General features: G+C 33.3%; 22 protein-coding genes, 1 tRNA gene and 1 pseudogene. 7 read left to right on the forward strand and 17 right to left on the reverse strand.

What is annotated here, in order from left to right; translation table 11 throughout:
• Positions 1-51: 51 nt before the first annotated feature.
• The 5 genes from ACP7AT_RS04505 to ACP7AT_RS04525 form a co-directional block, all read right to left on the reverse strand.
• A complete protein-coding gene (locus ACP7AT_RS04505; RefSeq protein ID WP_426063154.1) occupies positions 52-897 on the reverse strand; it encodes a DUF2911 domain-containing protein in 846 nt (281 codons plus the stop codon).
• 50 nt (positions 898-947) lie between these two features.
• The gene (locus tag ACP7AT_RS04510) at positions 948-1,622 is read right to left on the reverse strand and encodes an HAD family hydrolase (RefSeq protein WP_426063155.1); all 675 of its coding nucleotides are present in this window, start codon (positions 1,620-1,622) and stop codon (positions 948-950) included.
• Positions 1,623-1,683: 61 nt separating this feature from the next.
• Positions 1,684-2,397 (reverse strand): tRNA threonylcarbamoyladenosine dehydratase, encoded by a 714-nt coding sequence (locus ACP7AT_RS04515; protein ID WP_426063156.1) that lies wholly within the window; start codon positions 2,395-2,397, stop codon positions 1,684-1,686.
• Positions 2,398-2,451: 54 nt separating this feature from the next.
• Positions 2,452-3,105, reverse strand: a complete 654-nt coding sequence (locus ACP7AT_RS04520; RefSeq protein WP_426063157.1) for a TatD family hydrolase — start codon at positions 3,103-3,105, stop codon at positions 2,452-2,454.
• On the reverse strand, positions 3,105-3,707 hold the full coding sequence (locus tag ACP7AT_RS04525; protein WP_426063158.1) for a DUF1684 domain-containing protein: 603 nt from the start codon (positions 3,705-3,707) through the stop codon (positions 3,105-3,107). Before ACP7AT_RS04525 ends, ACP7AT_RS04520 begins: the two co-directional genes overlap by 1 nt.
• Positions 3,708-3,803: 96 nt before the next feature.
• Between ACP7AT_RS04525 and ACP7AT_RS04530 the strand changes: the two genes are divergently transcribed.
• The 4 genes from ACP7AT_RS04530 to ACP7AT_RS04545 all read left to right on the forward strand — a co-directional run bounded on the left by ACP7AT_RS04530 (position 3,804) and on the right by ACP7AT_RS04545 (position 7,757).
• The gene (locus tag ACP7AT_RS04530; RefSeq protein ID WP_426063159.1) at positions 3,804-5,021 is read left to right on the forward strand and encodes an MDR family MFS transporter; all 1,218 of its coding nucleotides are present in this window, start codon (positions 3,804-3,806) and stop codon (positions 5,019-5,021) included.
• Positions 5,022-5,352: 331 nt separating this feature from the next.
• Positions 5,353-5,721, forward strand: coding sequence for a BlaI/MecI/CopY family transcriptional regulator (locus tag ACP7AT_RS04535; protein WP_426063160.1), 369 nt, complete (start codon positions 5,353-5,355; stop codon positions 5,719-5,721).
• A 23-nt stretch (positions 5,722-5,744) separates the two neighbouring features.
• Positions 5,745-7,532, forward strand: coding sequence for a M56 family metallopeptidase (locus tag ACP7AT_RS04540; RefSeq protein WP_426063161.1), 1,788 nt, complete (start codon positions 5,745-5,747; stop codon positions 7,530-7,532).
• Between the two features lie 78 nt (positions 7,533-7,610).
• On the forward strand, positions 7,611-7,757 hold the full coding sequence (locus tag ACP7AT_RS04545; protein ID WP_426063162.1) for an SsrA-binding protein: 147 nt from the start codon (positions 7,611-7,613) through the stop codon (positions 7,755-7,757).
• Here ACP7AT_RS04545 and ACP7AT_RS04550 read toward each other — a convergent pair.
• Positions 7,747-8,256, reverse strand: a pseudogene (locus ACP7AT_RS04550) (adenine phosphoribosyltransferase). The gene ACP7AT_RS04545 and the pseudogene ACP7AT_RS04550 sit on opposite strands and share 11 nt — an antisense overlap.
• Before the next feature lie 94 nt (positions 8,257-8,350).
• On the opposite strand from ACP7AT_RS04550, the gene ACP7AT_RS04555 reads away from it, so the two are divergent.
• Both ACP7AT_RS04555 and ACP7AT_RS04560 read left to right on the forward strand, forming a co-directional pair.
• Positions 8,351-8,424 (forward strand) — tRNA-Arg (locus ACP7AT_RS04555).
• 423 nt (positions 8,425-8,847) lie between these two features.
• Positions 8,848-10,106, forward strand: a protein-coding gene (locus ACP7AT_RS04560; protein ID WP_426063163.1) for an IS3 family transposase whose coding sequence is annotated in 2 segments (ribosomal slippage) — positions 8,848-9,178 and positions 9,178-10,106 — 1,260 coding nt in all. Because the reading frame shifts where the segments join, the coding sequence is not laid out codon by codon here.
• Between the two features lie 61 nt (positions 10,107-10,167).
• Here ACP7AT_RS04560 and ACP7AT_RS04565 read toward each other — a convergent pair.
• From ACP7AT_RS04565 to ACP7AT_RS04600, 8 genes are all read right to left on the reverse strand, one after another.
• Entirely contained in the window at positions 10,168-10,596 is a 429-nt protein-coding gene (locus tag ACP7AT_RS04565; protein WP_426063164.1) for a protease complex subunit PrcB family protein, read from the reverse strand.
• A gap of 71 nt (positions 10,597-10,667) precedes the next feature.
• Positions 10,668-11,801, reverse strand: coding sequence for an N-acetyl-alpha-D-glucosaminyl L-malate synthase BshA (bshA, locus tag ACP7AT_RS04570; RefSeq protein WP_426063165.1), 1,134 nt, complete (start codon positions 11,799-11,801; stop codon positions 10,668-10,670).
• Between the two features lie 77 nt (positions 11,802-11,878).
• On the reverse strand, positions 11,879-13,897 hold the full coding sequence (locus tag ACP7AT_RS04575; protein ID WP_426063167.1) for a heavy metal translocating P-type ATPase: 2,019 nt from the start codon (positions 13,895-13,897) through the stop codon (positions 11,879-11,881).
• A gap of 101 nt (positions 13,898-13,998) precedes the next feature.
• On the reverse strand, positions 13,999-16,995 hold the full coding sequence (locus tag ACP7AT_RS04580; protein ID WP_426063168.1) for a glycoside hydrolase family 3 N-terminal domain-containing protein: 2,997 nt from the start codon (positions 16,993-16,995) through the stop codon (positions 13,999-14,001).
• A gap of 13 nt (positions 16,996-17,008) precedes the next feature.
• Entirely contained in the window at positions 17,009-17,491 is a 483-nt protein-coding gene (locus ACP7AT_RS04585; RefSeq protein WP_426063169.1) for an ABC transporter ATPase, read from the reverse strand.
• Between the two features lie 63 nt (positions 17,492-17,554).
• A complete protein-coding gene (locus ACP7AT_RS04590; RefSeq protein WP_114755209.1) occupies positions 17,555-18,346 on the reverse strand; it encodes a (Fe-S)-binding protein in 792 nt (263 codons plus the stop codon).
• A gap of 95 nt (positions 18,347-18,441) precedes the next feature.
• Positions 18,442-19,773 (reverse strand): 4Fe-4S dicluster domain-containing protein, encoded by a 1,332-nt coding sequence (locus tag ACP7AT_RS04595; protein ID WP_426063170.1) that lies wholly within the window; start codon positions 19,771-19,773, stop codon positions 18,442-18,444.
• Positions 19,774-19,778: 5 nt separating this feature from the next.
• Positions 19,779-20,744, reverse strand: coding sequence for an MlaD family protein (locus ACP7AT_RS04600; RefSeq protein WP_426063171.1), 966 nt, complete (start codon positions 20,742-20,744; stop codon positions 19,779-19,781).
• A 307-nt stretch (positions 20,745-21,051) separates the two neighbouring features.
• Here ACP7AT_RS04600 and ACP7AT_RS04605 point away from each other — a divergent pair, with 307 nt between their 5' ends.
• The gene (locus ACP7AT_RS04605) at positions 21,052-21,273 is read left to right on the forward strand and encodes a hypothetical protein (protein ID WP_426063172.1); all 222 of its coding nucleotides are present in this window, start codon (positions 21,052-21,054) and stop codon (positions 21,271-21,273) included.
• Positions 21,274-21,331: 58 nt separating this feature from the next.
• On the opposite strand, the gene ACP7AT_RS04610 is transcribed toward ACP7AT_RS04605, so the two are convergent.
• From ACP7AT_RS04610 to ACP7AT_RS04620, 3 genes are all read right to left on the reverse strand, one after another.
• Positions 21,332-21,682: a transposase gene (locus tag ACP7AT_RS04610; protein WP_426063173.1), complete on the reverse strand. Its 351-nt coding sequence runs from the start codon at positions 21,680-21,682 to the stop codon at positions 21,332-21,334.
• A 108-nt stretch (positions 21,683-21,790) separates the two neighbouring features.
• Entirely contained in the window at positions 21,791-22,213 is a 423-nt protein-coding gene (locus ACP7AT_RS04615) for an IS3 family transposase (RefSeq protein ID WP_426063174.1), read from the reverse strand.
• Positions 22,210-22,509, reverse strand: a complete 300-nt coding sequence (locus ACP7AT_RS04620) for a transposase (RefSeq protein WP_426063175.1) — start codon at positions 22,507-22,509, stop codon at positions 22,210-22,212. Before ACP7AT_RS04620 ends, ACP7AT_RS04615 begins: the two co-directional genes overlap by 4 nt.
• Positions 22,510-23,316 lie beyond the last annotated feature (807 nt).

Here is a 23,316-nt window from a genome sequence, read left to right on the forward strand (position 1 = left end):
TCCCGTTTCATCTATTTGAAACGGGTTTTTTTTGTAAAAGAGTTTATATAATTAGTTCTTACTCCACTCTGCGATACTGTCTTTATTCATTTTTACGTAATCTTGGTTTTTAGCAATTTCTGCCGCGGCAAGAGATAATTTAGCAGTTTCGATTGCTCCTTTTTTATCTCCAAGTTTGGCTTGAATCAATGACTTTAATCTGTTAAACCAAAATGGTTTATCTTTACTCATATCCAATGCTTTGTTAACATAAACCAAAGCTTTTGCATTATCCCCGTTCGATTGAAATAAAAATTGAGCGGCAGAAAAATAATCTGCAGCAACTGGTCCAGCTAATGCTTTCTCGATATTAGCTGTTGCTTTTTGTTGTGTAGGCACTTCAAATTTTAACGCTGCATACGAGTTCTCCCAATATATTTCTAAAAAGGCAAAATTGTTATCCAAACCACTAATTCCCATAGTAAATGTTTCCACACTTTTATTTAAAGTTTCTGGCTTAACAGTCGCTCTAAGTGCTACATTTTCCTCTTTCCACTCTTCTGGATTACCCCAGTTATCAGTAGTTTTATAAAAAATTATTTCCCAGCTTTCTATTTTTGGAATTGTGTACAACGAATATTTTCCTTTTTTCAAAGTTTTTCCATCAATAATTACATCGTCGCTGAAAGATACGGTTGTGTTTTCATTCGCTCCTGTTCTCCACACTTTTCCAAAAGGAATTAAATTACCAAATACGGCTCTTCCTCTTGCACTTGGTCTTGAATAATTAATTTCTACATCTGTCAAACCTACTGCTTGCATGATGGTAGATTTCGGACTCGATTGAGGTGTTTTAACTTGTGCCTCGATAGTGAAATTTGCTATAATAATGGCAAATACAATGATTATTTTTTTCATGTTTCAAATTTTTATGTTTCCAAATTTACAAATTCAGTGGCTTTCTATTGTTAATTATTTCTTAATTTAGACTGAATATCCTTAAGGATATCAAAACCCAATTCATTAAAATGATTAATTACAACATCAGCTTCTGATAAATCTTGAGCTTCAGAATGAATACTGTTGTAACCCACACAAAAAATCCCTGCAGCTTTCGCCGCTCTTATTCCATTCGTACTGTCTTCAATGACAATACAGCTCTCTTTTGGGGCAATTGACAAACTAGCGGCATGTTCAAAAATAGCAGGATCTGGTTTCGAATTTGGAAAATCTTCTCCGCTTACAACATGCGTAAAATACTCATGCAATTTAAACCGGTTAAAAACTCGCTCAATAGTAACTTTGGATGCTGAAGAAGCCAGAATCAACTGCATTCCGTTTTGATGCAGTTCTTTAATAAAACTTTCAACACCTTCCAGTAATTCCAAATCAGCTTTACTGTCAAAAGCATCATTAAAAATAGTACGTTTTCTTTGAATCAAATCTTCAACTTCGTGTTCAATTACAAAAATCTCTTTCAATTTCTGAAACGTATTTCGAGTCGAAAAACCAGTAAATGAGGTGTACATTTCCTCCGTAACAGTAATATTTAATTCATTAAATTGTTTGAAATAAGCATAACGATGAACGGGTTCAGTGTCGACAATTACGCCATCCATGTCAAAAATTACGGTTTGTATCATTTGAAATTATAAATTGTGAGTTATGAGTTTTAATCTTTAATACGAAGGCTAAAAATGAATACTATTTCTTTAGCAAATAACGAATCACGGTTTCTGCAGCGTACAAACCAAATAATCCCGGCATGTAACTGTTTGTTCCGTAAAATGACTTTTTAAAATTGGATCCGTCTGTCATTTTTAAACTTGTCTCATCTTGAATTTCAGAAGAAAAAACCACTTTCAATTTATCAATTTTAAATTCTTTCAATCGTCTCCGGATGGTTTTAGCAAAAAAACAATTCACTGTATTGGTAATATCCGTTACTTTCACTTTAGAAGCTTCCATTTTACCGCCCGCGCCCATACTGCTGATGATTTTTACTCTTTTTCGCTTGGCGCCAATAATTAAATTTAACTTAGGAGTGACACTGTCGATGCAATCCAAAACATAATCAAACTCCTCTGAAACAATTTCGAAAGCGCGCTCCGGCGAAAGAAATTCTTGCACGCGAATCAATTTCAACTCTGGATTAATGTCCATTAATCGATCCCCAACAACAGTAATTTTGGGTTGTCCCACAGTAGAATGTAAAGCAGGTAATTGTCGGTTTACATTAGTAATGTCAACTACGTCACCATCAACAATAGTCATATTTCCCACTCCTGCTCTTGCCAAAAATTCAGCCGCAAAAGAACCAACACCACCCAATCCTACAACCAATATATTTGCGTTTTTCAAATTATCTAAACCTTCTTTTTTAAATAAAAGTTCGGCTCTTTCTGTCCACTCTGCCATTTTTTTAATTTATTGTTTAATGTTTAAAGTTCTAAAACTTTAACGCTTTTATATTTAAAATCTAATCTTGAATACTTCCAAAAAATTATTATTCACCATTTCCTGTATTTCTTTGACGGAAATTTCTTTGTATTTTGCTGCCAATTCATAAACTGCTTCAATTCCTTCCTCCACCATATCAGTCTCCAGAAAAAATCGATTATTGGGAACGCTTTTAAAAACAGCTTCTAATTCCTTATTTAGCAATAAATATTTCCCAAACGAAATATAAAATCCATTGTCCACTAATTGTTTGGCAAGTTGTGCATTTTTTGAAAATCCATGAATCAGCATTGGAACTGAAATATTCAATTTTTTCTTAATTGCAATTAATTCCTGAAAAGCCGCGACGCAATGTATCACTACTGCTTTTTGATGTTTTTGTGCCAAAAGCAATTGCTTTTCGAAAACCACTTGTTGCAATTCCATCGAAATTTCGATGCGCTTGTCCAATCCGCATTCGCCAACAGCGAGGCAATTTTTCTCTTGTATTTTACTTTCAATTACAGCCAAATCAGCCTCTATTCGTTCCTCAACGATAAACCACGGATGAATTCCGATGGAATAATGCGGAATTGTTGCATCAAATTCCTGCGGATATTGATTCACTATTTCCAACACATTGAGTTGATTAGTCCATTTGTGCGTATGCAGATTAAAGAATGCCATTAGTCGTGAAACTTTTTGACTCCAGCTTTTATCTCAACATCTAAATCATTTTCCAGAGGAACCTTTGGACAAGAATACTTGTAATTATAGGCACAATACGGATTGTAAGAGGTGTTAAAATCAATCACAATCGTATCTCCTTTCGGAATTCTTAAATCAATGTACTTTCCGCCAATGTAACTATCGGCACCCGAAGTCAAATCAGAAAATGGCAGAAATAAATAATTTTTATATTCTTTCTTTTTTGAAAGTTCAATGTTTTTGTACACATTCAGTTCAAAATCAAGACCGTTAATTGTAAAGTAAAGTTCGCCATATTTTACATACAAAGGTTTTCTGTCCGTTGAAGTTTCCATCTCAAAAGGTTTCTCTTTTTGGGTTCTTACCAATTTTGCCACCACAAAAAAAGTTTCGTTTGCAGGATAAAAATCCAGCGTGTTAAAAACCGCTAAATCTTCCGCAATCAATGGACTTGTCTTTGCATCAGCATATTCTGCGTTCAATTCCTTTTGGAATTTGGCTACAGCCGAAACATCAAATTTTTCTTGGCCGAAGCCAAAATTCAATTGCAATAAAAGAAGTAAAGTAAATAGTATCCGCATGTTTCTATTTTTATGCAAAAATAGTTTAAAAGTTACTAGGACACAAAGACGCATCGGTACAAAGTTTTCTACCTTTGCAAAATTATAACTTAGTATATGATCCAAACTGCTTTTCAACGTTACATAAATAATTTCAAAGGCTTTACCAGAGAGATTTGGATTCTTACACTCATCACTTTTATCAATCGTGCCGGTACAATGGTTTTGCCGTTTTTGTCCAAATATTTGAAAGAAGATTTGAATTTTTCCTACGCACAAGTAGGATGGATTATGGTTGCTTTTGGTTTTGGTTCTATGCTGGGTTCTTGGCTCGGAGGCAAATTATCTGATAAAATAGGTTTTTATAAAATAATGGTTTTCAGTTTGTTCACCAGTGGAATTCTGTTGTTTTTTGTACAATACATCCGAACTTTTTACGGATTATGCATAGGAATGTTTGTTATTATGACCGTCGCTGATATGTTTCGTCCCGCAATGTTTGTCTCACTCGCGACGTACGCTAAACCTGAAAATCGTACCAGAGCACTGACTTTAGTTCGATTAGCAGTAAATTTAGGATTTACCGCGGGACCAGCTTTAGGAGGTTTGATTATCATGAATTTAGGCTACAGCGGATTATTTTGGGTAGATGGAAGCTCTTGCATTGTATCTATTTTGATTTTCACCTTCTTGGTAAAAGAACGTAAAAAACCTGCCGATTTAAACACAGCAAATAACGAAACCGAAATACCTGCTTCGGTTTTCAAAGACAAAATATTCTGGATTTTTCTCTTTATCTGTTTTATAACAGCGATGCTTTTCTTTCAACTTTTTACGACTTTACCCTTATATCACAATGAAAAATTTGGGCTGACGGAGTTTCAAAGCGGACTTTTATTATCCTTAAATGGACTGTTGATTTTCTTTATGGAAATGCCAATAGTCAGTTTTAGCCAAAGAAAAGATATCAATAAGCTCAAAATTATACTTTGGGGTTCGTTGCTGATGTCCCTAAGTTTCTATGTTTTAATGATCAATATGTGGGCTGGAATACTGATTTTCAGCATTATTTTTATCACTTTTGGCGAAATGTTCATCTTCCCTTTTTCCAATTCTTTTGCGTTAAGCCGAGCACCAAAAGGGCATGAAGGCCGCTACATGGCCTTATTTACGATGAGTTTCAGTTTGGCACATATTGCGAGTTCTAAAACTGGTCTGCAAATCATTGCTGCATTTGGGTATCAGGCAAACTGGTTTGTCATGGGTACTTTAGGCATACTTGCTGTAGCAGGTTGCATTTGGTTGCAAAAACTTGTTCAAAAAGAACAAAATTAATTCCATTATCACTCTTTGGGCGTGACCGCATTCCTAAAAGGGGCAAACTAACTAGTTGCTCAAACTGCCCCTTTTATCAGTGCGGTCGGGCTATTCGCGCTACTTTGGTAGCTAGCTACTATCCCTCACGCGACCTTTTTTTCAAAACAACATATCTGAAATGAAGTGCTTCTATCTTTCCAAATTAACTCTCTTAAAAGTATATAACTAGCAACATGAATCTTTAATTTAAAATTCTAAATAAGTTAAAAACTAAAAAATTAGTTAAATAACTATAAAAACAGTTTGTAAACTATAAATATAGTTGTACCTTTGATTCAAATAAAAAATCATGCAAAAACTGACAAATAAAGAAGAGGAAATAATGCATATTTTATGGAAGCTCAAAAAAGCATTTGTAAAAGAAGTCATGGCCGAAATCACCGAAGATCAGCCCCACTATAACACACTTTCTACTATTGTTCGCAATCTGGAAGAAAAAGGTTTTGTGTCGCACAATGCTTTTGGAAACACGCATCAGTACTACCCTATCGTGAGTTTAGAAGACTACAGAAAACGTTTTATGAATACGGCCATCGATAATTATTTCAACAGTTCTTATAAAAATATGGTATCGCATTTTGCCAAAGAAGAGAAAATTTCTGCAGCTGAATTACGAGAGATTTTAGCAATGATTGAAAGTCAAAAAGGGAAAATATAAACTTTACAGTAACAACAATAATTATGGAATCATTCTATCTTTATCTTCTCAAATCCAGTGGATTAATCACACTGTTCTATTTGGCTTATTATTTTATGTTGCGAAAAGAAACCTTTTTTACGAGCAATCGCTGGTTTCTGTTATTGGGTTTGTTTACTGCCGTTCTTTTGCCGTTAGTGGTTTTAACAAAAATAATATGGGTAGAACCAACTCCTGTAAATTATGATTGGTCATCATTACCCATAAACACAATTGCTGATGAAGATCATACTGAAGAGTATATTTATTTGGGATTAGCGGTAATTTACTGTATTGGCACTTTGTATCTATTAACTAAATTCGGTTTTGATTTTTACAGTTTACAAAAAGTATTAAAAGGAAAAACCGTAAAACGTCAAGCTTATTTTAAATTTATAGACATACAAGACAACCTAGCTCCTTTCTCTTTTTTTAATACTATTGTTTATAACTCTTCTTTATACAGCACCACCGAATTAGAAAATATTTTGGAACACGAAAAAGTGCATAGTGAACAAAATCATACTGTTGATGTATTAATTTCAAGATTGTTTTGTATTGTCTTTTGGTTTAATCCATTTATTTGGTTTTATAAAAAAGCAATTGTACAAAACTTAGAATACATTGCTGACGACGAAGCCACAAAAAAGATATCCGACAAAAAAGCGTATCAGTTTACGCTCTTAAAAATAACAACACACGAAAATTGTGTTGCCATTACTAATCATTTTTATCAATCATTAATCAAAAAACGAATCGTTATGTTAAACAAAAATCAATCAAAAAAATCGAATTCCTGGAAATACACACTTATTCTTCCTGTTTTAGTGGCTTTTGTATCTTTATTTCAAATTGAGGTAATTGCTCAGGAAAAAGTAAAAGAAGAAACCATCAAAGTGGAATCAAAACATCCGGTTACTACTGCTTTAGAAGTACAACAAGAAAAAGACAGTATTAAAAAAATAAAATCTCTGGTAGTCAATAATTACAAAAATGAAGGTATTGATCAAAATACAGAAATTTATATTGATGGAAAAAAAGTGAGCAAAGAAGAATTAGACACAACCAACCCAGATGACATAATCACAATGAATATCTCTAAGAATAATAACAAATCTATAGTAAGAATTGTAACGAAAGGTAAAACCGCAGAAAGTACAAGTATATTTAATTCTGAAAGACAAATGACGGATTTGGGATTAGAAAATGTGGATCCAAATAGTTTAAATATTCTTCAAAAACCAAAAAGTACTTACACGGTTACAAAGACAACGACAGAAAAAAATGGTGTTCCTGGAAATGCAGAATATTTTATTGACGGAAAAAAAGTAAGCCCGCTAGAGGCAGAAAGCATGAATCCGAATCACATAAGCTCCGTCAATGTACAAAAAGATGCTTCTTCAACTAAGAATTCAATCCGTATAATTACTAAAAGCTATTTAGACGGGAAAGAAATGTTCCCAGAGCCACCAACTCCGCCTATTGTTCCAACTTTTAAATTTAAATCCCCGAAAGCACCCCTTTTTCCCAAAGCGCCGAAGGCACCAAAAGGAGACCCCATGACAGGTGATAAAAAAGCTTGGAAAGAATTCGATAAAAAAATGGAAGACTTCGAGGCTAAAATGAAAAAACTAGAGCCTCAAATGGAAGCTTTCGATAAGCAAATGGCAGAATTTGATAAGAAAATGGAACCATTCAATAAAGAAATGGAAGTTTTTGAAAAAAAAATGAAAGTGTACGAACAACAAATGGAACAATATTATTCTAACTTGGAACGCGAAAGAAAAAAATAATAACTCCCCTAAATAGCCAAAAAAGACGGTCCTTATCAAGACCGTCTTTTTTTATATCTTTGTCTAAAACAAAACCGTATGTATAAAATCCTAGCACAAATCAACAAAGTCATTTTACCTAGTTTCACCAAACAGCGGTTAGATTTGGCGAAAGCCACGAAATGGCAAATGGCAATCATTGGTTTTAGATATTACGTTACCGCCCGTGCATTATCTAAGAAGTAATTGCAGCAAAAATTTCATTGCCTTTCATTTTTGATCTTCCATTTAGGAAAGTTAACTCCCTAAGGAAATTGCATTGCACGATTTCGCTAACCAATCGTTCCACTAATACGCAAACTGCTTTCTCCTTTCCCTAGTCGCTAATGCGTGATCGTGAAGTAAGATTCTATCTCCTTTTTGAATCGCATCGATATGAATTTCTAAAGTATCCATTCCATATACCAAATCGTCCGTTGCCGAAATGATTTCATAAGGTAACTTGTTAGGCTTTCGAACCGGAATAAAACCAGCATTTAATTCCTGTGCAATCAACATCCCAAAGAAAAATCTGCGACTCTTTACTTCTATTACAGTGTCCATTTTTTTATTTTTTAAGGATGAACGAAATATTCAAGGCATTTATTCCTTGTTTCGGGATCAATTAACAATGTAATAATGTCTTAGAAAAAATTCCTTCTTTGGGAAAACCCTGAATATCACGGATATAATTTTGCAACGCCATCTTTTTTTGTTTTTTTACAATTTTACACTTGCGAATTACACATTTATACCTATATTTGCACCCGCAAGCAAGATAATAAAACGGTTTGCGAAACGGCCTTGTGGCGCAACTGAATAGCGCACTTGATTACGGCTCAAGAGGTTACTGGTTTGAATCCAGTCAAGGTCACAAAACCCCAACAGATGTTGGGGTTTTTTTATGCATTGTATCGAAAAGTGTACTAAATCCGATAATTTTTAGATAAGGTACAAAAACATTAAAAAACAATACCTTTTCAAATCATTGATCTCCAATCCCAACTTCTAAATTGTCGTTAAGCTATATATTACGAAGAAGGCTCATAGAAAATGGACTTTACACAACTTATTTAGCTTTAAGAGCAATCACGATCGATAAATCGTATTTCAACCCGTTCAAAACTTACTAAACAGTGGAAAACCAATCTATTTGTTGAGTTTATTAAAATCTGTGTTTAAAATCTTTTTCAAAACTTAACTACAAAACACAAAAAAACCGTTACTGCAGCAGAAACGGCTTATTTTATATCCATGTCCCGTCCTGAAATAGGTTGTCACTCAAACAACTTAATTTATGGAATCACAATCCCCGCAAAGACAAAAACGTAGTCAACGAGATTACAGCCTAGCTTTTAAATTACAAGTAGTTGCCGAAGTAGAAAAAGGCGAGTTAACCTATAAACAAGCTCAAAAAAAGTATGGAATCCAAGGTAGAAGCACTGTTTTGGTTTGGATGCGAAAACATAGTATCTTAGATTGGAAAGAATTACCATCTATGTCACAAAAGAATACTCCAGAACAACAAATAAAAGAGCTAGAATCTCTACTTTCTAAAGAAAAAGAAAAAGTATATGTCTTAAATGTTGCTATAGACATTGCCGACGAGTTATTGAAAACAGATATCCAAAAAAAGTATTTACCCAAACAATCAAAAAAACAAAATCCAAGATCCTAGGCATAAAGGGTATGTGTTTATTGTTTGGGATAAGCAGACAAGCCTATTATAAAAACAAAACTGATAGATTACAAAGACATTCTGAACTTTTAATTGTTCGTGACATGGTAATGAGAATACGTTGCGTTATGCCTAGGATAGGCACACGAAAGCTTTACTTTTTAATTAAAGATGAATTAGATGAGTTGAATATTAAAATAGGAAGAGATTTTTTATTCCATTTTTCGAGAGCAGAGCATTTACTTATAAAACCTAAAAGGAGCTATATAAAAACAACAAATTCAAAACATTGGATGAAGAAATATCCCAATTTAATTAAAAACATGGATGTCACAAAACCAGAACAGCTATGGGTTAGCGATATCACTTATATCAAAACCGATAAAGGACATGAATATTTAAGTTTAATTACTGACGCATATTCAAAAAAGATTATGGGTTATGAGCTTTTGGATAATCTAAGCACAGTAGGGCTTTTAAATGCGTTGGAGTTAGCTTTAAAGAACCGAAAATACAAACATGAATTAATTCATCAATCCGACAGAGGTTTACAATACTGTTCTGGTGATTATGTAAAAAAGCTTACTGAAAACAACATCAAAATTAGTATGACTGAAAATGGTGATCCTTATGAAAATGAAATAGCAGAGAGAATAAATGGTATTTTAAAGTATGAATTTTTACTGATAGATGGATTTATAAATCATGTACAGGCATTAAAAGTAATAAGGGAATCTATTGATATTTATAACCAAAATAGGCCTCACTTAAGTTGTCAAATGTTAACGCCAAATCAGACGCATTTACAACAAGTAATCAAATCAAAAAAATGGAAGAAAAAAACCTCGAAAGTTTTTACTTCAGAGGTTAATAATTAATGTAATTTTAAAATCTAATTCGTGTCAACTTTTTTCAGGATTAGACAAATTAATCTTCTTATTATTTGATTATAATTTCTTTTTTAGAATTTATTTTTACTACACAAAAAGGAGTAGTAAACGCTTGTGTAACCATACTTCCCGGTTCAGGATTTATTTCCTTCACTGTCATGATTATATTTTTATCGGTTTCAACTACAGTGTCAATCCCTATATTATAACCACCGGTTGATTTCTCTCCCATATTCAAAACAATAAAATTAGATTTATGAACATCATTAGCACTAATTTTATTTTTTAAATTTTCATCATTCTGCAGCATTTTAATTTCGTTTGGTTCCGAAAGAATCTCAAAAAAGCGAATATTAGCGCCGCCAGTTGTCTGTTGTGTCAAAACTTCATACAATTTATTTGTATCTGAACTTTTTGAAGAAGTAGCACCGCATGAAGCCAGAGATATAGCAAGTATTGATAAAATTACTTTTTTCATTCTTTATATTTTTTAATTAAATGGGATAATTTCTGAAACTCATTCTCATTTCAATTTACAAATTCTAAAATTTATAAAAATTTATTAAGGGCTTTTTTATACAACTCTTCGTAAAGTGGCAAAATGTTTTTAATATCAAATTGTTTTGCAACTGTTAAAGCGTTTTCTTTAAATTGTTTAAGAACCACGTCATCCTTCAAGATTTTCAGGGCATTTTGAGCCATTTCTTCTATGTTTCCAACATCACTTAAGTAACCGGAAACACCATCATAATTTACCTCTGGCAAACCTCCGGAATTACTGGAAATAACTGGAACTTTACAAGCCATAGCTTCCAATGCCGCAAGTCCAAAACTTTCTGTTTCTGAAGGAAGCAAAAACAAATCTGTCAAGCACAGAATTTTATCAATTTCGTTACTGTTACCAAAGAAAATCACCTTGTCTAAAATTCCTAATTCCTGACATAAATATTCCGCTTTTTCTTTTTCAGGACCATCTCCAACCATCATCAATTTCGCAGGAATCTCCTTCTGAATGTTATAGAAAATTTTAATGACATCCGGAATTCGTTTTACTTTTCTAAAATTACTGATGTGCGTTATGATTCGCTCATTTTCCTTCGCCATAACCGAACGTTGACAAGGAATACTCGGGTCATTCATGTTTTTATTCAATTCGATAAAATTTGGAATCACCTCAATTTCATTTTTTATATTAAATAATTTTAAGGTATCGTCTTTCAAACTTTGGGAAACCGAAGTAACAAAATCTGATTTGTTGATACTGAAAGTTACCGCTGGTTTATAAAAAGGATGATTTCCCACCAATGTAATATCGGTTCCATGCAGCGTTGTGACCATTGGTATATTAATTCCTTCATCTTTCAACATTTGTTTTGCCATATATCCCGCATACGCATGTGGAATCGCATAATGAACGTGAAGCAATTCTATTTTATATAATTTTACCATATCGACCAATTTGCTCGATAAAGCCAATTCATACGGTTGATAATGGAATAATGGATATTCTGGAACGTTCACTTCATGGTAATGCACATTGGGGTTCAAAAGCGCCAAACGCACAGGCTGACTGTAAGTTATAAAATGTATTTCATGACCTCTACGAGCCAATTCCAGTCCCAGTTCTGTAGCGACAACACCACTACCTCCAAAGGTAGGATAACAAACTATTGCAATTTTCATGTATGTAATTTAATAAAACGAAATTAAGAAAAATAGGAATGGGTTTTATGGAATTTTAAGTTAAATACCATCGGATTTTAAAATTTCATTCGCTGGATTCGTACCGCATTCAATATTGCTAACAAGGCAACGCCCACATCTGCAAAAACAGCTTCCCACATCGATGCCAGTCCGCCAGCTCCCAGAATCAGCACTATTAGTTTTACTGAAAAAGCCAATCCGATATTTTGCCAAACGATTTGTTTTGTTTTTCTCCCGATGGTGACAGCGGTGAAAATTTTAGTGGGTTGGTCATTTTGAATTACAACATCAGCGGTTTCAATAGTAGCATCGCTTCCTAAGCCACCCATTGCAATTCCGACGTCCGCCAAAGCGATTACTGGAGCATCATTTACGCCGTCTCCAGCAAATGCAACTTTTAACTTTTGTCGCAATAGCTCTTCCACTTTTTCGACTTTATTTTCCGGCAATAAATTCCCGAATGCTTCATCGATATTCAATTCTTTGGCTACAGCCATAACTACAGCTTGATTATCTCCGGAAAGCAATATTGTTTTAATATTTATTTTATGTAAACTTTCAATGGCCGATTTTGCATCTTCTTTTATTTCGTCGGCTATCAGGAAATAACCTGTATATTTTTTATTGATGGCAACGACGATAATAGTGTACGGAATCGTTTCAAGTTTCGTGTCATAATCAATATTGAATTTTTTCATCAATTTAATGCTTCCTAACAAGATTTCGTTTCCATCAACAAAACCTTTTATTCCGTAACCAGCGATTTCGGTAACTTCGGTAACAACAGTTTTGTTTTTAGCATTATTAGCGAATGTTATTATTGCTGAACCCACAGGATGTGTGGATTTAGCTTCAATCGCTGCGGTATAATTAACTAAATCGGTCTCTGAAATTCCTACCGCCACTACTTTTTGCACTTTAAAAACTCCTTTGGTCAGCGTTCCAGTTTTGTCCAACACTACAACTTGAATAGCTGCCATAGTATCTAGAAATGTAGATCCTTTAAATAAGATTCCGTTTTTACTAGCTGCCCCAATTCCGCCAAAATAACCCAACGGTATAGAAATAACTAAAGCACATGGACATGAAATTACCAAAAATATCAGAGCGCGGTACAGCCACTCTTTAAAAACATAATCATCGACAAATAACAGTGGAATCAAACAAATTCCGATAGCCAAATAAACAACTATTGGCGTGTAAATTTTAGCAAACTTCCTGATAAACAACTCCGTTGGTGCTTTCTTGGCCGTAGCTTCTTGCACCATTTCAAGAATTTTAGATAATTTACTGTCGTTAAATGCGGTAGTTACTTCTATTTGCGCAATAGAATTTAGATTAATCATTCCAGCAAGAATAATATCCCCTTTTGATTTAGAATCTGGTTTACTCTCTCCGGTTAATGCGGCGGTATTGAAAGTCGCATGATCCGAAAGTAATTTTCCATCTAATGCTAACTTCTCTCCAGGTTTTAATTCTATTGTTTCCCCTATAGTTACTTCCGAAGCTTTTTTGGAAACAACATTCGCGCCGTATAATACATTTGCTGTATCAGGTCTTTGGTCTAATAATGATTTAATATTTGATTTAGCTTTTTGTACCGCCATCATCTGAAATAGTTCTCCAATTGCGTAAAAAAGCATTACGGCTACTCCCTCCGCGTATTGACCAATTCCAAAAGCACCGATTGTAGCAATACTCATTAAAAAAAATTCGGAAAAAAAAGCTCCTTTTCTAATACTTTGAAAAGCATCTTTCAGAACTGGAAAACCTACGGGAAGATAGGCTACAAGATACCATGCAATTCGAACCCAGCCATTAAACCATGATTGGGGAAAATAATTATCAAATAACAACGCGATAATTAATAATACGAAGCTGATGATAGACGGTAAAAATAATCTGAAGACACTTTCGCTTCCGTTTCTATCATCATGATCATGTCCGTCGTAATTTTCAGCATCATTTTCTACGGTACAACATCCCTTTTGATCTTTATCTGATTCCTGCTTGTTTTCTTCTAATGAGCAACAGGCAGTTTGATGATTAGCGTTATTTTTATGTTTGTGTGCCATAATTAGAATAGATTAAGAGTTCTAAAAGTACAAAATTTACTTCCAGAAAGGGGGAAGTTCAACTGTTTCTTAACCTGACTGGTGCCACACTAATGCATCTTTTAATTAGTAATCGCTTCGTAAATTATCTTCTGGATGTCTTCGCGAATGTTTGCTTTGGATAATCTATTTTCAGCCGCAATCGGAAAAGTTCTATTGGATAAAAATACATAAACAATTTGTGTTTCAGGATCGGCCCAAGCCATCGTTCCTGTGTAGCCGGTATGTCCAAAACTGGTCATCGAAGCACAACCGCACGTTGGACCTTCGGAACCCAATTGGGGTTTATCAAAGCCAACACCTCTCCTGTTTCCGACCGCACAAAAATAACACGTATTGAAATCTTCAAATGTCTTTTCAGAAAAATACTGCTGATTGCCATAATTACCTTTTTGTAAATAAAGTTCCATTATTTTAGCCACATCCATTGCATTTGAAAAAACACCTGCATGACCCGAAACTCCACCTTCTAAAGCAGCTGACAAATCATTGACATAACCTTGTAGAAGTTGACGACGGAAATAAGTATCCGTTTCTGTTGGAGGAATTCTGTTTTTATCAAATTTGGTCAAAGGATTAAAACTGGAATTATTCATACCAAGTGAACGATAAAAATTTTCTTGAATTAAAACATCTAATGTTTTACCCGTAGTTTTTTCCAAATAATCCTTCAAGATCATAAATGTAAGATCACTGTATTTGTATTCTTTTTTTGTTGCAATTTTACTTTTAACAATCATTTTCATGATCGTATCACTAAAATTATTTCTGATAAAAAGACTGTCGCCCAGTTTTTTTGAAAACTCCTGTTCAGCTACTTTTCTAAAATAAACATCCGAAGGTAATTTGCCTTTATCCATTGCTGCTTTGTAAAATGGAATCCCGGCAGCAAGTCCCGCATAATGAGACAATAAATCCTTGAAATTAATATTTGCTTTATTCGAATCTTTAAAAATTGGAGACATTGTTCCTAATGTTGTTTCCAAATTTATTTTTTGCTGATCGTACTGCAACATAACATTGGGCAATGTTGCTAAAATTTTTGTTAAAGATGCTACGTCATATATATCTGAATCTTGAACTTTAATCGATTCATCATAGGTATGATGTCCAAATGATTTTTGATAAATGACTTTCCCTTTTCGGGCTACAAGAACCTGAATTCCCGGTGTCATTTTGGCGCTGATAGCTTTATTGGCAATAGCATCAATCTTTGATAAAATAGCTGAATTCATACCAACATTCTCCGGAGTCGTGAATCCTAAACGATTCAGTTTTTCCGTAGACAAACCGTCATTTACCTTAAAGCTATTGTTAATAGAAACCGGCAATTTTCCTTTAGCTGCAATCGAACCAAAAATTAGTTCCGCAGAAACGACTTGACCAATGGTACTATTTTGATAAGAAACGACCAATCCTTCGATACCATCAAAATTTATAAAAGGTAATAAAGCGTATGGTTTTGCAAAAATATCTAGAATTACAGTATTATTTTTAGCTAAAAAATTGATTTTAAATATTTCATCCGATTTTAAATCGTCGTTTTTGAAAGCCACATCTGATTTGTGATAGCCAATAATCACTGTTGTAAAAGCTTGCAATTTCACTTGAAGACTGTCTAGATTCGGATCTGAAATCACCGTAACTTCAGCATATTTTTTCAAAGTCGAAACAAATGCATCATTATTGTCATCTCCTATTTTGACATAAGCGATTTTTTGTTTGTCCAAATTTTTAATTGGTAAAACAGTTCCCGTATTTTTTAGCACAGTAATCGCATTTTCATACAATTCATACTGTAAAGCATCATTATCAACTGAATTTAAATCTTTGTATAAATTTTCAGTCACAATTGGTTTGTAATTGTTTAAACCGGCTTTGTACTTGAACTTTAAAATTTTCTTTATGGAAAAAGCCAATCGTTCATCAGTAAATAAATTTAGAGAATAAGCGAGTTTAAATTTATCAATCGCACCTGGAACATTTTCAGGAAACAACAGCACGTCATTTCCGGCCATAAAAGCTTCAAAGTTGATTTCGCTTGGTAATTTAAAATCAGAAACACTTTTCATATTTAGGGCATCTGTAATAATAAGTCCTTTAAAACCCAATTTTTTTTGGAGAATATCAGTAACTACATTATAAGAAATCGAAGAAGGAAAATTAGGTCTTGATTCTAAACTGGGAACGTTTAGATGCGCCACCATAACGGACGAAAGTCCTTCATGAAACATTTTTTTATAGGGATAAAACTCTACGTCCGATAATTTTTCTATTGAGGAATTTATAGTTGGTAAACTTTTATGAGAATCCGTTTCCGTATCTCCATGACCCGGAAAATGTTTACCGGTAGAAAACACACCTTGGCTCTGAACGCCTTTCATTATGGCAATGGCGCGCTCGGTAACGTTAAATTTATCTTCGCCAAAAGAACGAAAACCTATAATTGGATTATTGGGATTTGAATTGATATCCAACACTGGGGCAAAGTTAAATTGCAATCCCATTCGTTTGCTTTGTTGTCCCATTTGAACACCTACTTTCTCCAAAAGTTCCATATTTTGGATGGCTCCAAGTGTCATATTCCAAGGATAACTGTAAGTAGAATCCAGTCGCATACCCAAGCCCCATTCGGCATCATTACCAATAAATAATGGAATTTTTGATTTGGATTGATAACGATTGGTCAACTTAGCCTGGCGTTGCGGACCGCCTTGAAAGAAAATTAATCCGCCAATTTTATGATCTAATATAAGTTTTTCAATAGCTTTAATATGCGCTGAATCTTTATTGGAATAAGCAGCAACCATAAATAATTGCCCTAATTTTTCCTCTAAAGTCATTGCATTATAAACACTATCCACCCATTTATTGCCTTGCGGAGATAATTCAAAAAGATTCGGACTATTAGTAGAATTTATACTGTCGAAATTCTCTATTTTGGGCGGAATATTGGTTACAATTGTTTTATTCTTGTTCACTTTTGTACCAACACAACCCGCAGCAACAAAAATAAATAAGACATAAAAAAAAACAATTTTAATTCTTATTTTTTTCATTCACCTAGTTTGTTTAAAAAAATCGGCTATGCCAGCTATCAATACCTGGAACTTCCCACGATTCATTATATTCTTCTATATTGTTTACTAAATTATTGAAAACTATAGTATTTTCAGTAACAGCTTTATCTTTTACCATTTTCTTGAAATCAATCAATGGCTTGTGTGCAATATGCTCCCCAAGTTTGAAAGTGACATTCATTTTATCCAATAAATCAACGGTGTATTTTTGTTCCAAATTTTGAATAAATTCTACTGAGGAATCAATCGAGCAACCTGTTGCAGCTTGAACATCTTGATTAACGGCAATAATTATAAATCGGTTGTATTTTAATTGATACGATGATTCTAAACTGGTACCATGCGCAGCCCAACTTTCCAGAAAGGTTTGTAAAGCAGTTTCTATTTCAGAAAATTCCGCATCCGAAAACTTTCTGTTCGATTGATAAATCCAGATTTTAGATTCTTCAGGTAAATTTTCAAAAGGAACGTACATCTTAATTGTGTTATGAGTTATGAATTTTGATTTAAAAAATCAATATTCGTAATTTTTAATTTATTATAAATCTTGAGCATTAGCGATCAATTCCGCAATATCCATGACTTTGACTTCACCTTCCTTTTCTTTATTTTTAATACCGTCAGTCATCATCGTATTACAAAAAGGACAACCCGCGGCAATTATTTCTGGTTTAGTTTCTAATGCGTCTTCGGTTCTTTCAACGTTCACTTCCTTATTTCCTGGCTCAGCATCTTTAAACATTTGCGCACCACCGGCACCACAGCATAAACCGTTTGCTTTGGAGCGTTTCATTTCCACTAATTCAGCATCCAACTTTAGAATTAAATCTCTAGGTGCTTCATAGACATTATTGGCTCTGCCTAAATAGCAAGGATCGTGAAAAGTAATTCGCTTTCCTTTAAATTGTCCTCCTTCAATGGTCAATCTTCCATCATCTAACAATGATTTTAGAAATTCCGTATGGTGAACTACTTCATATTTCCCGCCTAATTCCGGATATTCATTTTTTAAAGTATTGAAACAATGCGGACAAGCTGTAACAATTTTTTTTGCCTCGTATGCATTCAAAACCTCAATATTCATCATGGCCTGCATTTGGAATAAAAACTCATTTCCAGCTCTTTTTGCAGGATCACCGGTACAACTTTCTTCAGTCCCTAAAACGGCAAAGGAAACGTTGGCACGATTCAAAATACGAACAAATGCCTTTGTTATTTTCTTTGCCCTGTCGTCAAAACTTCCTGCACAACCTACCCAAAATAAAACTTCTGGCTGTTTCCCTTGAGCTAACATTTCGGCCATTGTTGGCACTATTAAATTCTCTGACATACTATTTGTGATTCGGTTATTCGTTGATTTGATTATTCGAGCAAACGGAAAATTGATATTTCACTTTATCAGATGAAATTTAAACAAATAAACAATTATTCATTTTTCCAATTCAATCGATCTTGCTGATTGTATTGCCAAGGTGCTCCATTATTTTCTATATTGGTCATCATGGCATTCAGAGGCATTGGAGCCGCACTTTTTTCCATAACTAAATAGCGACGCATATCCATAATGATAGAAAGCGGGCTAATGTTTACAGGACATTCCTCCACACAAGCATTACAGGAGGTACAAGCCCAAAGTTCTTCTTGTGTGATATAATCGTTCAATAATGTTTTGTTGTCCGGAATAAAAATACCTTTATTAGCATCTATATTTCTACCCACCTCTTCCATCCTGTCTCTGGTATCCATCATGATTTTACGTGGAGACAATTTTTTACCTGTTATATTGGCCGGACAAGATGAAGTACAACGACCACATTCTGTACAAGTGTAGGCATTCAATAATTGTACCCAGTTTAAATCTTGAATATCACTGGCGCCAAACTTGCTTGGAACCGCATTTTCATCCACTGGTGCTGAGGCGAAAGGATCAGCATTAGGATCCATCATTAACTTCACTTCTTTGGTGACTGACTCCAAATTATCAAATTGACCTTGAGGATTCAGATTGGCAAAATAGGTATTTGGAAAAGCTAATAGTATGTGCAGGTGTTTTGAAAAATAAAGGTAATTCATAAAAATCAAAATCCCCACAATGTGCAACCACCAAAAGATCTCTGAAAGCAACATTACCAATTCATTTGACATTCCATTGAAAATGGGTTCAATAAATTGACTTACTGGAAAAAAACCTGCTTTTATAAAATGAGAAAAACCTCCCGGTACATTTTGCAAATGCAAATCAGATGCATTCATCAATAAAAATAAAGTCATCAAAACTACCTCAAAATACAAGATATAATTTGCATCACTTTTTGGCCAACCTTTTAAGTCACTGCTGACAAATCTTTTTAATTTGATTGCATTTCTTCGACTCCAAAAAGCGATAACAGCAATTAAAACTAAAAATGCTAAAATTTCGAAAGAAGCAATCAGCACATCATAAGTAGTTCCTAAAAAAGCAAAAACACGATGCGTACCAAAAAGTCCGTCGATTATAATTTCTAATAATTCAATGTTTATAATTACAAAACCAACATAAACAATAATATGGAGTATTCCAGTAACAGGACGTTTTACCATTTTTGATTGACCAAAAGCAATCATGGCCATATTACTCCAGCGGGCTTTTGGATTGTCGGAACGGTTTACATTAGTTCCAAGATTGATGTTTCGCATGATTTTTTTAACACTGGTAAAAAAATATCCAAAACCAATTACCAATAGAATGGCAAATAAAATATTGTCTAAGTAGCTCATATTTGCTATTTTATTTCATTAGATACAGAATCTTTTACAGGACCCATGTACGGTTTATTTTTCTTTCCAAACACAGAAATGTTAACATATCTAGTTGGATAAAGTCTAATATCCTGCAATAATAATTCTAATTCTTTTGTAGAACTTCTAATATTTTGGTAGAAAGCTTCATCGTTTAACAATTTGCCCATAGAACCTTTACCAGATTCCAAACCGCTCACAATGCCATCAACTCTAGCTAAAGTTGCATTCAAATTTCTGGCTGTTTTGCCTAAATCAGCTTTATCCAACGAATCTGAAATTTTAGAAAAATTTCCTGATATTTTATTAAAGTTAGTAACCACTCCGTTTATTTGACTTTTATTGATACTTAATAAATCGTTAACGCTCATGGAAACTTTATGGAATTGCTCAACAGTGCTACTTAATTCAGACAATGTGAGTTTTAAATCTTGTTGCCCCTTTTGATCTAAAACATTGTTCAATCCGGAAATTAATTTTTCAGTACTTCCCAATAATTTTTCCAATTTCTCTTGAAGAGGTGCCAATTGGTCTCCTACTTTATCTGTTAGACCCATTTTTATACCACCTTGCAATTTCTCACCGTCAACAGCTAAGGTTTTATCATTGAAATTAGGGATAATCGCAATTTGTTTTCCTCCAATAAATCCTGGCTCATAAATAGAAGCAATACTGGATTTAGAAATTGGAAAATCCGTTTTTAATTGTAGTTCAACTAACAGTACGCCCGTATTCTGATTTATGGTGATACTACTCACCTTACCTATAACTAAACCGTTAAGAGTCACTGGCGCTGACGTTGCTAAACCTTCAACACTTTTATACTCTACAAAAAAGGTTTTGTAATTGGTAAAAAGATCTCTTCCTTTTAAAAAACTGTAGCCCCAAATAAATAATAAAATAGATGCAATTACTAAAATGGCAGTTTTAATTTCTCGTGTTATTTTCACAATATATGTATTTTGTACAAATTTAATATAAAATATTTGACTTGTTATAATTATTTCACCGCTTCTTTGAGACTAATGTTTTTTCCGTCTCTAAATTCAATTATATAAGTAAAAAAATCCTTTAGATTTAACTGAAGTCAAATATTCTTTTACACTACAATAAATTAATGTTGAGCCATGTAATTATTTGTAAAAAGAACCATTATTTATTCCGGAAGCAACATTATTTAATCCTTTAAAATTAGATGGATTTAAAATATTGCGTTTTGTCTTGTCCTAAAAAAGGTTTACACAAAAGTGTCAAATTATGGAAAGATATTCAAAAGAATCTTCATCAAAATGGCAATCAAAATGGCAATCAAAATATAGTGAAGAATTTAAAAGGTTTGTTTATAATGAATTTTTAACTGGAACATCAACAAGACGAGAAATTAAACATAAGTATAATATCGGTAATTCACGCTTAATATATTGGTTAAGAGATATTGGATATGATTATTCAACTCCCAATATTGTACCTTTGCCATAGATGAACAATCAAACAAAAAAATTATCTGTGGATGTGTAAATAAAACCAGCTGTATTAATTAAGCAACATTTTTAAAATTATTTTTCTGTTGCCAGAATTCTTTAATTGTCTTGTAATCTAGAGCTGAATGCCTTCTTTTTCTATTGTACCAAATTTCAATAATTTCAAATATATCTCGTTCCATCTGTTCTTTTGATATAAGTTTATTTCCATAAATTTGTTCTGTTTTCAAAGTCTTAAAAAAGCTCTCAGCTACTGCATTGTCCCAACAATTCCCTTTTCTACTCATGCTTCTTGTAATCATTTTATAGGAATCAATTACATTGGTAAACTTTTTACTAGCATATTGAATTCCTCGGTCAGAATGAAATAGTAATCCTTTTTCAACACATCTGTTTTTAATAGCCATTCTCTAAGCTGCCAACGAAGTTTCCTCTATGCTCATTCCATTACTCAAACTCTAGCCAATAATTTTTCTGTCATAGAGGTCTAAAATGGTTGTTAAATATATAAATCCTTATTTTACTTTTATATATGTAATGTCCGACACCCAAACTTTTGACGGTTCTGTAACTAAAAATTCTCTATATAAAACATTTGGTACAATTAAATACTTATGCTTTGAGTTCTTTGTAACCTTAAATTTCTTGCTTAATTTGCTTCGTAAACCGAGTTGATTCATATATTTGGCAACGCTAACTCTTGATATATTATTACCCAAAGAAGCCAACTCTGCCGTCATTCTCGGACTTGCATATCTTTGTTTTGAATCAAAATAAATGGATGTTATTTTTTCTTTAACCAGCTCAGCTCTTTGTTTTCTATCCAAAATAGCCCCGCTTTTCAATTGATAATAACTTCTTTGACTGACTTGTAATACTTTGCACATCTTTTCAATCGGAAATATCTTTTCATTGTTTCTGATGAAAGTATAAATCATTGACCGATTTTGGAAAAGATGCCTACTGCTTTTTTTAATATATCTCTTTCTACTTCCGCATCTTTGAGTTTTCTTTCAAGCTCTGCAATTCGATCCTGTTCTGGCGTTTGCTTTACATTGCCGTTATCAGAAAAACTTCCTTGCTCAAACTCTTCATACTCTTTTCTCCATTTATACAATTGTGGAGCAGTAATACCCAGTTCTCTAGCTAATTCTGAAATGTTATGCCTTTCATAACTCAATTGAACCGCTTTCTCTTTAAAAACTCGGTCGTAAATTTTTAGCATCTTTTTCATAAATTAAAATTAAGGTTTTTATTCTTAACTTTTTATGAGGTTAAAGTTAGCATGTCCAGTGCCAGTATTCGGCATCTGGACTTCTTATTCCATATAGCGTTAAGGTGCGAATATACAAACCATAAAGAACCGTTAGTATATCTAATTATAACCTTAAACGAAGTTTTTGTACCAATAAAAGTCGGGTTGATTTCATCAGCATTAAAACACAAAAATCTCTGTTATTAAGTTTTCGGGTGAAGGATAATCTTTATTGTTAGCTGCTAAAAAAATCTACAATAGAGAAAATGCAATTGCTACAGCAATTAGACGAGGAAGACAAAAGCACCGTCTTTAAAATCATCGACAAAATGCTCATTACTAAAAAATTTAAAGACTTCTTTAATAAAAATGTAGCGATGTTATAAAACAAAAAAACAGGCAATTATGCCTGTTTTTTTTAAAACCTTTATTTTATCTTGTTTGTGTGCACAAGCGGGACGCTTGCGCCAACCAGAGGCATCAACATTGATACATTACCGATTAATGATAAATCAATTCCAACATAGACGATTCCATACTACATCTTAAAACGATTTCTAAAAATAATAAATAAATTAGGAAACTGAATAAGTTAGAAACTTTAAATTCTAAATTTAGATAAGAACCATTTTTAATTAATGATGCTATAAAAATAGGTAACAATGAAAAAATTAAGTGCACTATAAATATTTCAATCAAATTATCTGTATTAAAGACTAAGTAAATTAATATAAACGATATTATTCCGTAAAATAAACTTAGAATAAGGGCTAGCAAAATATTACG

The organism is Flavobacterium sp. DSP2-3-1 (assembly GCF_049896865.1).
Classification (GTDB): Bacteria; Bacteroidota; Bacteroidia; order Flavobacteriales; family Flavobacteriaceae; genus Flavobacterium.